We start from the raw sequence: 15166 nt of genomic DNA, 5'->3' as shown, positions 1-15166 counted from the left end.
CTGCCCGGGGAAGGCGGCAGGGCCGGCGTCGCCAGTCGAACCGCGCGGGACGGACGTGATCGGGGCAAGGCCCGCGTCGCCGTCAGCCGTCCGGGACGGCCGTGCCCGCCGCGCGCAGGGCCGCCGCCAGCCGGTCGCGTACCGCCGTCTGCGCCGCGATGCGGGCGTCGAGCACCGCGAGCCGGTCCAGGGCGACCCGGACGCCGGCCGGCGCGGGCGCGGCGGCGGCCACGTCCCCGTCGAGGCAGGGCAGGAACGTCCGCACGTCGTCGAGCGTCAGGCCGGCGGCCAGCAGGTGGCGGATGTTGTGCACCCGGCCGACCGACCGCGCGTCGTAGACGCGGTAGCCGTTGTGGGCCCGCCGGGAGCCGATCAGCCCGTGCCGCTCGTAGTGTCGCAGCGCGCGCGGCGTGGCGCCGGTGGCCGCCGCCAGCTCGCCGATCAGCATGGTCCGCACCTCCGGGCACCGTTCTACCAGTGCGGCGCGCGGCGCCGTCACGCGATCACGGCGCCGCCGTCGACCGGCAGCACGACGCCGGTGACGAAGCCGGCCGCCGGGTCGGCGAGGTGCAGGATCGCCCACGCCACCTCCTCGGGGCGGCCGACGCGTCCCAGCGGCGTGCGCGCCACCTGCCACCGGCGTACCTCTGCACGCTGCTGCGGCGTCAACCCCTGGTGGTCGCCGATCGGGGTGTCGACGGCGCCGGGCGCGACCGCCACCACCCTGATCCCGTACGGCGCGAGCTCCACCGCCCAGCTGCGGGTCAGCGAGTCCAGGGCGGCCTTTCCCGCGGCGTACAGCGAACTGCCCGGCCAGGCCCGCGACCCGACCGACGTGGTGACGTTGACGACGACGCCCCGGCTGTCGGTCAGCGCCGGCACCGCCGCCTTAGTGAGCAGGAGCGGCGCCACCAGGTTCGTCGCCAGTTGGCGCTCGACGGTCTCGGGGGCGAGCGAACCGAGCGGACCGCCGCCGGCCACGCCCGCGTTGTTGACCAGCACGTCGAGGCGGCCGTGCCGCCGCGTGACGGCGCCGACGATCGACTCGGCGGCGCCGGGTGCGGTGACGTCGGCGACCAGCGGCTCGATGCCGGCGTCACCGGCGGCGGTCTCCGCCAGGGGCGCGGCCCGTCGGCCCACGGCGACTACGTGCGCGCCCCGGGCGCGGAACCCGTGGGCGGTGGCCCGTCCGATGCCGGTGCCCGCCCCGGTGACGACGACGATCCTGCGCTGTGTGCGACTCATGGCGCGCATCGTCGGACCCTGACGTCAGTGGCAGGGTCAAGAGCGGCGCCGCTCAGCGCTTCAGCGGGTCGTGGCCCCAGTTCATCAGCGACCAGCGCCACTTCGTGTCGCGGACGTCGCCGGAGGGGCGCTGCGCCATGTGCCGGCGGACGTAGCCGACGACCTTGCGCATGTGCCGGTAGTCGCCCTCGGAGAGTTCGGCACGCTTGCGCCGCAGCAGGTTGATGATCTTCCTGCCGGACTCGTGCCCGACCGACTCGCCGCCGCCGGAGCGCCCGCCCTTGTGCCAGCCGACCTGCTTCGACTCGTCGGTCTCCAGCCACTTCGACAGCTCGGCCGGCTTCATGTTCACCGCCTCGGTGAACTCCCGGTAGGTGTCGCGGCCCTCGTCACCCCTGCTCATGGCGCAGCACCTCCGGTCGGTGTGCGACGTCGCGCCCCGAGTCGTCGTTGCGGATCCGGTACTGCGGGTCGTCCGGGGACGCGTTCACGGTGTGCCCGCGTACGTGCGTCCGTTCGGTGATCTTCTCCTTCACCACGCCGTACGCCCGGCCGCTGTGGCTGGCCCAGGAGACGTGGTCGCCTCTGCGGAACTCGCTCTGCTCGGCCATGCCGCGCGGGTACCCGACGTCGATGCCCCGAAACGACGACCCACGGGCTACGGCGCGATGTCGGCGATCGGCAGCTTGATCTCGAATGGCTCGACCAGCTCGATCAGCTCCGCGCTGTCGGCGATCAGTTCGTACTGTCGCTCACCGCCCGGCCCGAGCCGATCGCCCCGCCGGTAGGCGTAGAGGTGGACCGGGTCCTGCTCGATCCGCCAGTAGAAGGGGATGCCGGCGGCGGCGTACTCGCCGGGCTTGGCGAACCGGTCGGTGCGGCGGGTGCCGGGCGACACCACCTCGACCGCGAGGATGACGTCGTCCGGTCTGAGCAGCGACCGGTCGGCGGTCACCTCCGTCCGGCACAGCAGCACGTCCGGATGCCGGCTGGTGTTCGCATTGAGGGCCACGCCGACGGCCTGTGTGGCACGCAGGTGTGCGGGGCAGTGGGTTCGTAGCCACAGCCAGAGCAGGCTGGAAATGTCCTGGTGGCCCAGGGTGGGGGAGGGCGTCACCTGGATGACTCCGTCGACGAGTTCGACGCGGGGGGCGTCGTCCGGCAGGTTGAGCAGGTCCTCCAGCGTGTAGTCGGCACGCTGCTGCCGGATCGGGTCCGGACACCATGGGCCAGGTGGTGTCGCGATCGGCTCGGCGCTCACCGGCTCAGCGTAACCCCGCCGGCCGTGGCGGACGTCGCACCGGCCGTCGCTCAGGCGGGTCTCTCGGCGACGAAGATGGCGGTGCCGGGGAAGAGGCGGCCGCGTAGCGGGCTCCACTGCCCCCAGACCCCCTCGTGCCCCTCGGGCCACTCCGGTTCCACCAGGTCGAGCAGGCGGAACCCGGCGCCCACGAGCTCGCGGACCCGGTCGCCGAGCGTGCGGTGCTGCTCGACGTAGGTGGCGTCGCCGGTCTCGTCCTGCTCCACGTAGGGCGAGCGGTCGAAGTACGAGTGCACGGCGGTCAGCCCGCCCTCGCCGGGATCGTCGAGGAAGATCCAGCGCATCGGGTGGGTCACCGAGAACACCCACCGGCCGCCGGGGCGCAGCACCCGGAACACCTCGCGCATGACCGCCGCCGAGTCGGCCACGAAGGGGATCGCCCCGAACGCGGTGCAGGCGGTGTCGAACGAGGCGTCGGGGAAGGGCAGCGCCAGCGCGTCGGCCTGCACCAGCGGCACGCGTACGCCGGTGCGCGCGGCCGCGAGCGCGGCGTGCCGCAGCATCCCGGCGGACAGGTCGAGGGCGACCGGCCGGGCGCCGCGGGTGGCGAGCCACCGCGCGGCGGCGGCGGCCCCGCAGCCGAGTTCCAGCACCCGCCGCCCGGACAGCTCACCCAGCAGCCGTACGTCGGCCTCCCGCACGCCCTCGGGGCACCAGACGAAGTCCAGGTCGCCGAGGAACCGGCCGTGCTCGGCCTGGTAGTCGTCGGCGTCGGCGTCCCACCAGCGGCGGTTCGCGCGGCGGGCCTCGGCGTCGCCGACCCGGCGCCGGGTCACCCGGCTGTCGTCATCCACCCGCCCACGCTAGCCCCGGCGGACCCGTGTGCCGGCCGACCCCCGCCGCGCGTGGCGTGGCGTGCGGCGCTACCGTTCACCCTGATGCTCCTGTGACCGACGCTACATCTGCGACGTCTTCCTCCCGATATCTCCGCTTTCGCAGCTGACGAGGCGACGAGAGGGCGGGAGGCCTTGCACGCTGTGGTAATGCAGCGGGTAGGCTAGACGATGCGCTCGCGGATCGTGTGCCTCGGCAGGGAGCAGGTGCGCGGTCTCCGGGACCACTGGCGGAGCCACATCCATGATCTCACGCGATGATCTTTCGGTGTGCCCGGCGACGGATCCGCTGGCGCGAACAGGTCACCGCGACACACCAGCCTGCTGTGACACACCATCCGACCGGAGCAACCGCCCACATGACGAGCAGCATCGAGGCCCCCTCGAGCGCCACCCGGGTCACCCACGACGATCTCGGTTCCGAGGAGGCTTTCCTCGCCGCGATCGACGAGACCATCAAGTACTTCAACGACGGCGACATTGTCGAAGGCACCGTCGTCAAGGTCGATCGGGACGAGGTCCTGCTCGACATCGGCTACAAGACCGAGGGCGTCATCCCCTCTCGGGAGTTGTCGATCAAGCACGACGTGGACCCGGCCGAGGTCGTTTCGGTTGGCGACCACATCGAGGCCCTGGTCCTCCAGAAGGAGGACAAGGAGGGTCGTCTGATCCTCTCCAAGAAGCGGGCGCAGTACGAGCGGGCCTGGGGCACCATCGAGAAGATCAAGGACGAGGACGGCGTCGTCCGCGGCTCGGTCATCGAGGTGGTCAAGGGTGGCCTCATCCTCGACATCGGGCTGCGCGGCTTCCTGCCCGCCTCCCTGGTCGAGATGCGTCGGGTGCGTGACCTGCAGCCGTACGTCGGCCGCGAGCTCGAAGCCAAGATCATCGAGCTGGACAAGAACCGCAACAACGTGGTCCTGTCCCGCCGGGCCTGGCTGGAGCAGACGCAGTCCGAGGTGCGCACCGAGTTCCTCAACAAGCTCCAGAAGGGCCAGGTCCGCAAGGGCGTCGTGTCCTCGATCGTCAACTTCGGCGCGTTCGTCGACCTGGGCGGCGTGGACGGCCTGGTGCACGTCTCCGAGCTGTCCTGGAAGCACATCGACCACCCGTCCGAGGTCGTCGAGGTGGGCCAGGAGGTCGAGGTCGAGGTCCTGGACGTCGACCTGGACCGCGAGCGGGTCTCGCTGTCGCTGAAGGCGACCCAGGAGGACCCGTGGCGTCAGTTCGCCCGCACCCACGCGATCCAGCAGATCGTGCCGGGTAAGGTCACCAAGCTGGTGCCGTTCGGCGCCTTCGTCCGGGTGGACGACGGCATCGAGGGCCTGGTCCACATCTCCGAGCTGGCCGAGCGCCACGTGGAGATCCCGGAGCAGGTCGTCCAGGTCGGCTCCGAGGTCATGGTCAAGGTCATCGACATCGACCTGGAGCGCCGCCGGATCTCGCTGTCGCTCAAGCAGGCCAACGAGGGCTTCGTCGAGGGCGAGGAGCACTTCGACCCGACCCTCTACGGCATGGCCGCGACGTACGACGCCGAGGGCAACTACATCTACCCGGAGGGCTTCGACCCGGAGACGGGCGAGTGGCTCGAGGGGTACGACAAGCAGCGCGAGACCTGGGAGAACCAGTACGCCGAGGCGCGTCAGCGCTGGGAGGCCCACACCAAGCAGGTGCAGACCTCCCGGGCCGCCGACGCCGAGGCCGCTGCCAACCCGGCTCCGGCCGTCACCGGTGGCGGCACCACCACCTCGACCAGCGCGGCCCCGAGCCGCCAGGCCGAGGAGCCGGCCGGCACCCTGGCCACCGACGAGGCGCTCGCCGCTCTGCGGGAGAAGCTCGCCGGCGGTAAGTGACCCGCTGAACGACGACGGGCCCCGTCCCCGCGATCGCGAGATCGCCGGGGGCGGGGCCTCCGTCGTTCCTACGCGCCCGGCGGCGCGGCGTCGGCGACCGGCTGCCTCAGGATGGTGCGTCGCCTCTCCGGGGCGACCCTGCGGAAGTCGCTGAGGTAGATCTCGTGGTGCCGGCCGACCATCCGCAGCCCGTTGCCCGGGACGAACTCGTCGTGCAGGCGCGCCAGCACCTCGGCCTCGTCGTCGAACGAACCGACGTGCAGCGTCTGCACGCACCGACCCTCGGACAGCGTCTCCAGCCGGACGTCGTCGAGACGCGACGGGCGGTTGCGGGCCCCGGCCTGCGCCACGGCGGCGCTGAACAGGTCCCGGCCGATCCAGTTCGGCGTCATGATCATCAACGTCCAGCTCCACCGTGACTTGTCGCGGGCGGTGGTGAAGGACGCCATCTCCTCGGCCCACCACAAGCCCTCCAGGGGCGGTACGACGTAGTCGCGTCCGAGGTCGCGTCCGCCGGTGAACTTCAGCTTGTAGGCCACGGGGTAGAGGGCCTCGACGGCGTCGGTGAACGCCGGCGAGGTGTTCGGGTCGCCGTGGCCGTCGATCATCAGGTACTGCGTGTCGGGCACGTCCACGACCCGGAACCGGCCCCGTTCGGCCCGGTACGTGTCGAGGGACTTCTTGAAGTCGGTCTTGTCCGTCATCGGGCACCTGGGCTCGGGCGGCGAGCCACTGCCTTTCCGCCTCCAGGAGGCTCAGGGAGTACGAGAACACCTCGCGCGCCGGTCGCGGGAGGGGGGCCTGCGCCTGCTGCGCCGCCCGCACCGCTCCGATGCGCCTCGACCCCCGCCAGGATATGAGGCCGGCGTCGGACGGGTGCCCCGGTGCCGGCGGCGCGGAGGTGATCCGGTTGACTGGTGCCCGTGTTGAAGGTGGGACTGACCGGAGGCATCGGGTCGGGCAAGAGCGCCGTGGCGAGGCGCCTGGCGGAACGCGGCGCGGTGGTGATCGACTCCGACCGCCTGGCCCGGGAGGTGGTCGCGCCGGGCACGGAGGGGCTGGCCGAGATCGTCGCGGCCTTCTCCGACCGGGTCCTCGACGCCGACGGCGCCCTCGACCGGGCGGCGCTGGGCGCGCTGGTGTTCGCCGACGAGACGGCGCGCCGCCGCCTGGAGGCGATCACCCATCCCCGCGTACGGGCCCGCTCCGCCGAGCTGGCCGCCGCGGCGGGGCCCGACGCGATCGTGGTCAACGACGTGCCGCTGCTGGTGGAGGTGGGGCTCGCCCCCGCGTACCACCTGGTGGTCGTGGTGCAGACGGAGGTCGCCACCCGGCTCGCGCGGCTGGCCCGCGACCGGGGGATGGACCGGGCGGAGGCCGAGCGGCGGATCGCCGCGCAGGCCGACGACGCCCGGCGCCGGGCCGCGGCGGACGTGCTGCTGACCAACGACGGCAGCCTCGCCGACCTGCACGCGGCGGTCGACGCGCTGTGGCACGAGCGGCTGCGGCCCTACGCGGCGAACCTGCGCGAGCGGCGGGCGGCCACCTCGCAGCACGTCGTCCTGACGGAGGCCGACCCGACCTGGCCGCAGCAGTACGCGCGGCTGGCCGCCCGGATCCGGCACGCGGTCGCCCCCGCCGACCCGCGCATCGACCACATCGGCTCGACCGCGGTCCCGGGACTCGCCGCCAAGGACGTGATCGACATCCAGCTCATCGTCCCGACCCTCGCCGACGCGGACGGGCCGCTGGCCGAACGACTCGCGGCGGCGGGTTTCCCGCGCCTGCCCGGCGACTGGTGGGACAACCCCCGCCCGTCCGGCAGCGCCCGCTGGGAGAAGCGACTGCACGCCAGCGCCGACCCCGGCCGTCCCGTGCATCTGCACGTCCGCCCGGTGGACTCGCCCGGCTGGCGGTACGCGCTGCTGATGCGCGACCACCTGCGTGCCGACCCGGACCAGCGGTCGGCCTACCTGACGCTGAAGCGGGAGCTGGCGGCCTCCGCCCCCGACAGCGCCACCTGGACCACCGCGAAGGACCCGTGGTTCGACGAGGAGCACCTGCGCGCCGAGCAGTGGGCGGCGCAGACGGGCTGGCGTCCCTGACCGGTCAGCCGCCCCCGGCCGGGGGCCGGGGCGCCGGCACGAGCCGGGGCACCGTGCCGGGCGTCAGGTCGAGCTGGGCCCACGCGCCTACGCGGGTACGCAGCTCCAGGCGGCGCAGCTCGCCGGAACGGTCGATCCAGTAGCGCAGCGGCCCCCGCGCCGTACGCAGCTCGACCACGTCGACCGTCCTCCCGGCGACGGTGTCGCCGCGGATCCGACGGGCGGCGTCCCGTCCGCCCGGCCTGGCGGCCCGCAGCGCCGCGTCGAGCAGCAGTCCCAGCTCGCCCGCGCGGCGCGGGTCGGCGCGCCATCCCTCGGCGGGCGGCGGCAGCGGCGGCCGGCCGGGCGACTCCACGCCGCCCGGGACGGTCGTGGCCGGCACGTCCGCGCGGCTGACGCCGGTGCCGTCCACGCGCAGCAGCGTCCGGCGATCCGGCACGTCGAGGTCGGCGACGGCCACGTACGCGGCCCGCGTGCCCCAGCTCACCCAGCCGGCTCCGCGCAGGTTGGTGACGGTGGCGACAGGCGCCGTCAGGGTCACGGCGGCGCCGCCGTGGGCGCGCAGCCGGGCGGGCAACCGGTCGAGGCGGTCCCGCTCGGCGGTGCTCAGGGCCCGGGGCTGCCCCGGCCGCCCGCCGAGGGCGTCGACGGGCCGCAGCGTCGGCCGGTCCGCACGGTTGAGCTGCACGGTCACCGGTCCGGTGCCGGCGAGCACGGTCTCCAGCCGGTGTAGCCGGGCGTCGTGGTCGAGCCAGTAGCGCGGCTGCCCGTCCGGCGACGGGGGCGGGGCCGACGCGCCGGGGCCGGGCGGCGGCGCCTGGAGGATGTCGACCGGCGCCGCCCCGACGGTGGCCCCACCGATGCGGCGCGCCGCGTCGGCGGGCGGGTCCGGGCGGTCGGTGGCGAGGCGGAAGACCAGGTCGAGCACGGCGGCCAGCCACCGCCCGGCGGGCGGGTCGTGCAGCCGCCAGCGGTCCGTCGGCGGCACCAGCGGGGGCGGCGCGGGGGTCGGCACGGCCGTCGGGTCGGGCCGCAGCAGGGCCACCGTCGGGGTGGCCTGGAGCAGCCCGCGCTCGGCGCCCGCGCCGGGCCCGCCGACGTCGAGGTAGACCATCGGCCGCGACCAGTCGACCCAGCCGACGAGTTCGGTACGCGCCCCGCCGGCACCCGCCGTCACGCGCACCCCGGCCCGCAGGTCCCGGTAGTTGGTGACCCGCATCGCGGCCAGTCGCTCGCGTTCGTCGACGGTCAGCGCCCGCGGCTGTTCCGCCCGCTCGGGCGCCCATGTCGCCAGCCCCACGACCAGCGCGGCGGCGGAGAGCACGGCCACCCCCGCGAGCACCAGCAGGGCGGTACGCCGACGGCCGGTCACCACCCGTGGGACGCCGCCGGTGTGGGCGTCGTCGTGCGGCGGGGTGGCCGATGGCGGGTGCGTCGGGCCGGGACGGGCGGTCCGGTCGGCGGAGGTCTCCACGGGAGGTTGAACGCGATTCACCCCGGTGGGGTGACGAGCAGGGGCGCTCGCGGCGGCCGGTCAGCGCCTCACGCGCGACCACGTCGGGTGCGCACGCCGGGCATGCCGGGTGCTGCGACCCCTGTGCCGGGGGCGGGCCGGCCCTGACGGCCTGGCCACCTGCCCGGTCGGCCGCCGCGAGCGGCCTACACGGAGAGCGTAGTCCGGTGAGATGCGCCACACAATGCGAATATTGAAGCCGATCACGGACCGGGCGTAGTCGCGGCGCGGTGTCGGACCCCCGGCGTACCGTTGGGGTCATGGCGCTCGACATTCCCCGGCTCGACGGCCGTTTCCAGGTCATCAGCGAGTTCCAGCCGGCCGGCGACCAGCCGGCGGCCATCGACGAGCTGGAGCGCCGGGTCCGGCGCGGCGACCGCAACACCGTGCTGCTCGGCGCGACCGGCACCGGCAAGAGCGCCACCACCGCGTGGCTGATCGAGCGGGTGCAACGGCCGACGCTGGTGCTGGCGCCCAACAAGACGCTCTGCGCGCAGCTGGCCAAGGAGTTCAGCGAGCTGCTGCCGCACAACGCCGTCGAATACTTCGTCTCCTACTACGACTACTACCAGCCCGAGGCCTACATCCCGCAGACCGACACCTACATCGAGAAGGACTCCTCGATCAACGAGGAGGTCGAGCGGCTGCGGCACTCGGCGACGATGTCGCTGCTCACCCGCCGCGACGTGATCGTGGTGGCCACCGTCTCGGCGATCTACGGGCTGGGCACCCCGGAGGAATACCTCGACCGGGCGGTGCGGGTCGCGGTTGGGCAGGAGCTGGACCGTGACCAGCTCCTGCGCCGACTGGTCGACATCCAGTACACGCGCAACGACATGGCCTTCAACCGGGGCACCTTCCGGGTCCGCGGCGACACGCTGGAGATCATCCCGGCCTACGAGGAGCTGGCCGTGCGGATCGAGCTCTTCGGCGACGAGGTGGAGAAGCTCTACTACCTCAACCCGTTGACCGGCGACGTGGTCAAGGAGGTCGACGGGCTGGTCATCTTCCCGGCCACCCACTACGCGGCCGGGCCGGAGCGGATGGAGCGGGCGATCCGCGACATCGAGGCCGAGCTGGCCGAGCGGCTGGCCGAGCTGGAGCGGCAGGGCAAGCTGCTGGAGGCGCAGCGGCTGCGGATGCGCACCACCTACGACATCGAGATGATGCGCCAGGTCGGGTTCTGCTCCGGCATCGAGAACTACTCGATGCACATGGACGGCCGGCTGCCCGGCAGCCCGCCGCACTGTCTGCTCGACTACTTCCCCGACGACTTCCTCACGGTCGTCGACGAGTCGCACGTGACCATCCCGCAGATCGGCGGCATGTACGAGGGCGACGCGTCCCGCAAGCGGATGCTGATCGACCACGGCTTCCGGCTGCCCAGCGCGGCCGACAACCGGCCGCTGCGCTTCGACGAGTTCCTGGAGCGGGTGGGTCAGATGGTCTTCCTCTCCGCCACGCCCGGCCCGTGGGAGCTGGAGCAGGCCCAGGGCGAGTTCGTCGAGCAGGTGATCCGGCCGACCGGCCTGATCGACCCGGAGGTCGTCGTCAAGCCCACCAAGGGCCAGATCGACGACCTGATGCACGAGATCAAGCTGCGCACCGAGCGCGACGAGCGGGTGCTGGTCACCACGCTGACCAAGAAGATGGCCGAGGACCTGTCCGACTACCTCCTGGAGAACGGCATCCGGGTGCGCTACCTGCACTCCGAGGTCGACACGCTGCGCCGGGTGGAGCTGCTGCGCGAGCTGCGCAAGGGCGACTACGACGTGCTGGTCGGCATCAACCTGCTCCGGGAGGGTCTCGACCTGCCGGAGGTGTCGCTGGTGGCGATCCTCGACGCCGACAAGGAGGGCTTCCTGCGCAGCGGCCGGTCGCTGATCCAGACCATCGGCCGGGCGGCCCGCAACGTCTCCGGCCAGGTCCACATGTACGCCGACAAGATCACCCCGTCGATGGCCGAGGCGATCGGGGAGACCAACCGGCGGCGCGACAAGCAGATCGCGCACAACGAGGCCCACGGCATCAGTCCCGAGCCGCTGCGCAAGAAGATCCACGACATTCTCGACGACATCTACCGCGAGGCGGAGGACACCGAGAACAGCCGCGTCGGCGGCGCCGTACGGCAGCTCTCCCGGGGCAAGGCGCCGGTCAAGGAGACCCGCAGCCGCAGCCGGGCCGGCGGCGCCGGGCCCGCGCGGGAGGGCATGGCCCGGGCCGAGCTGGCCCAGCTCATCCAGGAACTCAACGACCAGATGCTGGCCGCCGCCCGGGAGCTCCAGTTCGAGCTGGCCGCGCGGATCCGCGACGAGGTCGCCGACCTGAAGAAGGAGCTGCGCGGCATGGACGCGGCCGGGGTGAAGTGACCCCCGGCCGGCGTCGGCGGTCCGCCGGCAAGCGCAGGTGCCCGGGCGCGGTCCTGCGATGACGACGGGGGGCCGGTGATGGACGGGGCGGACGGTGGGACCGGCGAGATGGTCGTCGGCGTCCCGGCGATCCGGCTGCGTCCCTTCGTGGACCGCTACGTCGGTTACCGGGAGTGGGCGGCGCAACCCCTCGTCCGCCGCGAGGTGGCCGGCGCGTTCGTGGTGGTCATCCTCGGCTGGGGCGCCCCGCTGGACGTGGTCGATCCGCGCAGCGCCGAGCGCAGCGCCTACGGGGTCGACTCGTTCGTCGCCGGCACCTTCGACGCCTACTGCGCGACCCGTACCGTCGGCATGGGCGAGGGGGTGGAGCTGCTGCTGGCCCCGCTGGCGGCCCGACGGATCCTCGGGCTGCCTCTCGGAGAGCTGGCCAACCGGGCGGTGGCGGTCGAGCACCTGCCGGGCGGGTGGTTGGACCGGTTGCGGTGCCGCCTCGCCGTCGCCGCGAGCTGGTCGGCCCGTTTCGCCCTGCTCGACGCCGCGCTGGCCGCCCGGTTGGCGACGGCCGGTCCGGTCGACCCGCGGCTGGAGTGGGCCTGGCGGCGGCTGGCCGACAGCGGCGGGCGGGACGGCGTGGGGCCGCTCGCCGACGAGGTGGGCTGGAGCCGCCGCCACTTCACCGTGCGGTTCCGCCAGGAGGTCGGCCTGCCGCCGAAGACCGTTGCCCGGCTGCTGCGTTTCCACCGCGCGTACGCGGTCCTGGGCGCGGGGCCGGCGGTGCCGGCGGCACTCGTCGGGGCGCAGCGCTCGGGGGCGGTCGGCGGCTGGGCGGATCTGGCCGTCCGCTGCGGCTACTACGACCAGTCCCACCTGATCCGCGACTTCCGCGAGTTCGCCGGGGACACCCCGGCCGCGTTGCTCGCCGGGTCACATTCGTCCAATCCCGGCTGACCGGCCCGGCGGCAGGATCGGGGCATGCGAACCATCTACCCGATCTTCCGCTACCGGGACGCGCGCCCTGCCATCGATTGGCTCTGCGCGGCGTTCGGCTTCACCGTGCACGCCGTTCACGACGCGCCCGACGGTTCCGTGGCGCACGCCGAACTCATCCTCCACACCGGGATGATCATGGTGGGTGAGCGGCCCGACTCCGCGCCGCGCCCCGGCGACGACGAGTGGTCGGTGTACGTGGCGGTTGATGATCTCGACGCGCACCACGCACGTGCTCGCGCGGCCGGCGCCGAGATCGTCCGCGACCCCTTCGACACCGACTACGGCTCCCGCGACTACGCCGCCCGTGATCTGGCGGGAAACGTCTGGTCTTTCGGCACGTACCGACCCTGACCGGCCCCGACGGGGGCCCAGGTGACCGTGATCGGTTGCGGTACGCGAGCGGGCTATTGCGCTCAGTGATCGTCCTGCGTAATCTCCCTCGGTGGGGAGGCAGGGGATGCCGTTGCCAACGAGTCCGGTCATTCGTCGCGCCCGGCTGGGCGCCGAGCTGCGTCAGCTGCGGCGGCGGGAGGCGCTGACCCTGGAGCAGGTCTGCGACCGGCTGGGGTGGGCCTCCACCTCGAAGCTGTCCCGCATCGAGCTGGGGCAGAGCCGGCCCGACCTGGCCGACGTGCTCGACCTGCTCGACGTCTACGAGGTGCCACCGCCGCAGCGCGACGCGCTCATCGTCATCGCCCGCGACGCCGCCACCAGCCGGGGCTGGTGGAAGGCGCTGGGGGAGATGGGCGAGCGGCAGCGCACGTACGCCGAGCTGGAGGCGGGAGCGGCGAGCATCGTGGACTGGCAGCCCGCCGTCGTGCCGGGGCTGCTCCAGACCCCGGCGTACGCGCGGCTGCGGATCGCCGCCGGCCGGCTGCTCGACCCGGCCCTCGACGTGGACGCCGACGTGCGCGCCCGGGCAATGCGGCACGAGGTGCTGCGGCGGGCCGACCCGCCCCGCTACACGGCGCTGCTCGCCGAGGCGGCCTGCGACGCCGGTGACACCCCGCCGCAGGTGTGGCGGGAGCAGCTGCGGCACCTGGTCGACCTGGCCGGCCTGCCGCACGTGACGATCCGGCTGCTGCCCCGGGGCGTCGCCGCGCGGGGCGGGGCGCAGCCGCTCACGCCCTACTCCTGCTACTCGTTCCCCGACCCGGCCGACCCGCGCACGGTGATGCTGGAGGCGCTGACCACCGACGTACGCCTCGTGACGGCCGTCGACGTCGACCGCTACGAGCGGCTCACGGGCTGGCTGCTGGACGCGGCCCTCGGCCCGGAGGAGACGGTCGCGGCCCTGAACCGCCTCGCCGTCGACTGAGCGCGCTCACGTGTGGCGGCGGAAGCCGCCCTCCGAGTCGATGACCTGGCCGGTGATCCAGTCGGCGTCGGGCGAGCAGAGGAACCGCACCAGCCGGGCGGCGTCCTGCGGGGTGCCCCAGCGTCCGCCCGGGAAGAGCTTCGCGACCTCGGCGTAGGCCTCGGGGGAGGCGTACCCGGTGTCCGTCGGGCCGGGGTGGACGCAGTTGACGGTGATGCCGCGTGGCATCAGCAGCGGCGAGAGCTGGAAGGTCGCGTTCTCCACCGCCGCCTTGCTGACCGCGTAGGCGAGGGTCTGCGGCATCGGGCCGAGGCGCTGGCCGCTGGAGAAGAGCACCAACCGGCCGCCCTCACCGGCGGTGAAGGCGGCGGCGAACGCCTCGGCGAGCAGCAGCGTGGCCCGCACGTTGACCAGCAGGTGCCGGTCGATCTCGGCCGCGTCCAGCGCGCCGAACGGGGTGTCGGTGCAGTATGCGTGCACGGCGACCACCGCGTCGAGCCGGCCGTGCCGGCGCAGCGCCTCGCCGACCAGGTCGGCGGGCGCCGCCGGGTCGAGCAGGTCGGCGCGGACGTGTGCGGCGTCGCCCAACTCGCCCAGCAGGGCGGGCACGCCCTCGGGATCACCGCCGTAGGGCTGGGCGTCGTCGAACTCCGGCAGGCCGGTGAGCAGCAGCCGCCAGCCGTCCGCGGCGAGGGTGCGGGCGACCGCCGCGCCAATGCCGATGCGCCGACTCACGCCCGTCACGAGGGCCACCCGTTGCGTCATGGGGACCAGTCAACCGGGGCTCGGTGCCCGGGGCCAGCGGTTATCGCCGCGCGGCAACCGGGCCCGGCGCCCCCGAGCCCGTCGGGACCGGCGGCCGACGCGTGCACGGCGCACCCTAGGACAGGGGTACGACAATTCAGGCCGGCACGTCCACGAAGTGCTCGACCAGCGGCGGGTTGGCGAAGTGCGGGCCGATGAGCGCCCGCCACCGCGCGAAGCGCTCGGTGCCGCGGAAGTTGTCGTTGTGCGCCTCGACCGAGTCCCACTCGACCAGCAGCACGAAGCGGCTCGGGGACTCGACGCCCCGGGTCATCCGCACCGACCGGCAGCCGGGCGTGCCCGCGAGCACCGGATGCCCCTCGGCGTACGCGGCGGCGAAATCGTCCTCGTGGCCCGGCAGTACGTCGATGAGCGCGACCTCAAGCACCATGCCGGCAGCCTTTCACGCCGCCGGCCGGGACGCGCGCCGCGGGGTCTGTTCCCGCGCCCCGGGCGGATCCAGGGTGGGCGCGGGGAAAGGGGAGGCGCCTGCCTCTCATCTGGACACCTAGCCTCCTAGGATGCGGAGAGGTGGCGTATCCCGTCACGCGCCTTCTGATAGATGCTCGCGAGTGGGGAAGGACACCGGCCGCCCGGGCTGCGGCCGCTCGCCACGATGGGCAACAATGACGGGCGAGGAGGGGAGTATTCCCCCGCGACGGGGTCGTCAGCACGGTCGAGCGCCGATCTGGACGCCCGACCCGGCCCCGTCGGTCGCCGCCCCGCAGGCGGCGACGGAAGAGACCTCCGACAGTCACCAGTGTCAGCGTCGCCGGCACACCGCGCCCACCGGGGGCGTACGGTGTGCCCGTCGC

General features: G+C 73.6%; 16 protein-coding genes. 6 read left to right on the top strand and 10 right to left on the bottom strand.

Annotation, left to right across the window (positions count from 1 at the left end; genetic code table 11):
* Positions 1 to 82: 82 nt before the first annotated feature.
* From CLT72_RS12405 to CLT72_RS12380, 6 genes are read right to left on the bottom strand one after another with little or no spacing between them, the layout of a single operon-like run.
* A complete protein-coding gene (locus CLT72_RS12405; RefSeq protein ID WP_101415122.1) occupies positions 83 to 448 on the bottom strand; it encodes a MerR family transcriptional regulator in 366 nt (121 codons plus the stop codon).
* A 47-nt stretch (positions 449 to 495) separates the two neighbouring features.
* Positions 496 to 1245, bottom strand: coding sequence for an SDR family oxidoreductase (locus CLT72_RS12400; RefSeq protein WP_199184560.1), 750 nt, complete (start codon positions 1243 to 1245; stop codon positions 496 to 498).
* A 52-nt stretch (positions 1246 to 1297) separates the two neighbouring features.
* Complete coding sequence (locus CLT72_RS12395) at positions 1298 to 1648, bottom strand: DUF3140 domain-containing protein (protein WP_101411732.1); 351 nt, start codon at positions 1646 to 1648, stop codon at positions 1298 to 1300.
* Positions 1635 to 1856: a hypervirulence associated TUDOR domain-containing protein gene (locus CLT72_RS12390; protein ID WP_101411730.1), complete on the bottom strand. Its 222-nt coding sequence runs from the start codon at positions 1854 to 1856 to the stop codon at positions 1635 to 1637. Before CLT72_RS12390 ends, CLT72_RS12395 begins: the two co-directional genes overlap by 14 nt.
* A 47-nt stretch (positions 1857 to 1903) precedes the next feature.
* The gene (locus tag CLT72_RS12385; protein ID WP_358166392.1) at positions 1904 to 2506 is read right to left on the bottom strand and encodes a Uma2 family endonuclease; all 603 of its coding nucleotides are present in this window, start codon (positions 2504 to 2506) and stop codon (positions 1904 to 1906) included.
* 50 nt (positions 2507 to 2556) lie between these two features.
* Complete coding sequence (locus CLT72_RS12380; RefSeq protein WP_101411728.1) at positions 2557 to 3360, bottom strand: class I SAM-dependent methyltransferase; 804 nt, start codon at positions 3358 to 3360, stop codon at positions 2557 to 2559.
* Between the two features lie 296 nt (positions 3361 to 3656).
* On the opposite strand from CLT72_RS12380, the gene rpsA reads away from it, so the two are divergent.
* The gene (gene rpsA / locus CLT72_RS12375; protein WP_088999324.1) at positions 3657 to 5252 is read left to right on the top strand and encodes a 30S ribosomal protein S1; all 1596 of its coding nucleotides are present in this window, start codon (positions 3657 to 3659) and stop codon (positions 5250 to 5252) included.
* A 68-nt stretch (positions 5253 to 5320) separates the two neighbouring features.
* Here the strand turns inward: rpsA and CLT72_RS12370 are convergent, their stop codons facing one another.
* A complete protein-coding gene (locus CLT72_RS12370; RefSeq protein WP_101411726.1) occupies positions 5321 to 5956 on the bottom strand; it encodes a GyrI-like domain-containing protein in 636 nt (211 codons plus the stop codon).
* Positions 5957 to 6175: 219 nt separating this feature from the next.
* Here CLT72_RS12370 and coaE point away from each other — a divergent pair, with 219 nt between their 5' ends.
* The gene (gene coaE / locus CLT72_RS12360) at positions 6176 to 7357 is read left to right on the top strand and encodes a dephospho-CoA kinase (RefSeq protein WP_101415120.1); all 1182 of its coding nucleotides are present in this window, start codon (positions 6176 to 6178) and stop codon (positions 7355 to 7357) included.
* A 4-nt stretch (positions 7358 to 7361) separates the two neighbouring features.
* Here the strand turns inward: coaE and CLT72_RS12355 are convergent, their stop codons facing one another.
* Entirely contained in the window at positions 7362 to 8831 is a 1470-nt protein-coding gene (locus CLT72_RS12355) for a hypothetical protein (protein ID WP_101411724.1), read from the bottom strand.
* 299 nt (positions 8832 to 9130) lie between these two features.
* On the opposite strand from CLT72_RS12355, the gene uvrB reads away from it, so the two are divergent.
* From uvrB to CLT72_RS12335, 4 genes are all read left to right on the top strand, one after another.
* Positions 9131 to 11239, top strand: a complete 2109-nt coding sequence (gene uvrB / locus CLT72_RS12350; protein WP_101411722.1) for an excinuclease ABC subunit UvrB — start codon at positions 9131 to 9133, stop codon at positions 11237 to 11239.
* 78 nt (positions 11240 to 11317) lie between these two features.
* The gene (locus tag CLT72_RS12345; protein ID WP_101411720.1) at positions 11318 to 12187 is read left to right on the top strand and encodes a helix-turn-helix domain-containing protein; all 870 of its coding nucleotides are present in this window, start codon (positions 11318 to 11320) and stop codon (positions 12185 to 12187) included.
* A gap of 24 nt (positions 12188 to 12211) precedes the next feature.
* Positions 12212 to 12580 carry a VOC family protein gene (locus CLT72_RS12340; protein ID WP_101411718.1) on the top strand — a complete coding sequence of 123 codons (369 nt, stop codon included), beginning with the start codon at positions 12212 to 12214 and terminating at the stop codon, positions 12578 to 12580.
* A gap of 106 nt (positions 12581 to 12686) precedes the next feature.
* On the top strand, positions 12687 to 13547 hold the full coding sequence (locus CLT72_RS12335; RefSeq protein WP_101411716.1) for a helix-turn-helix domain-containing protein: 861 nt from the start codon (positions 12687 to 12689) through the stop codon (positions 13545 to 13547).
* A 6-nt stretch (positions 13548 to 13553) separates the two neighbouring features.
* Here CLT72_RS12335 and CLT72_RS12330 read toward each other — a convergent pair whose 3' ends face one another.
* Both CLT72_RS12330 and CLT72_RS12325 read right to left on the bottom strand, forming a co-directional pair.
* Positions 13554 to 14312: an SDR family oxidoreductase gene (locus CLT72_RS12330; RefSeq protein ID WP_101411714.1), complete on the bottom strand. Its 759-nt coding sequence runs from the start codon at positions 14310 to 14312 to the stop codon at positions 13554 to 13556.
* A gap of 136 nt (positions 14313 to 14448) precedes the next feature.
* Positions 14449 to 14742 carry an antibiotic biosynthesis monooxygenase family protein gene (locus CLT72_RS12325; RefSeq protein ID WP_088999332.1) on the bottom strand — a complete coding sequence of 98 codons (294 nt, stop codon included), beginning with the start codon at positions 14740 to 14742 and terminating at the stop codon, positions 14449 to 14451.
* Positions 14743 to 15166: the final 424 nt, after the last annotated feature.

The organism is Micromonospora sp. CNZ309, assembly GCF_002846525.1.
This window is presented reverse-complemented; position numbering and strand designations above follow the sequence as displayed.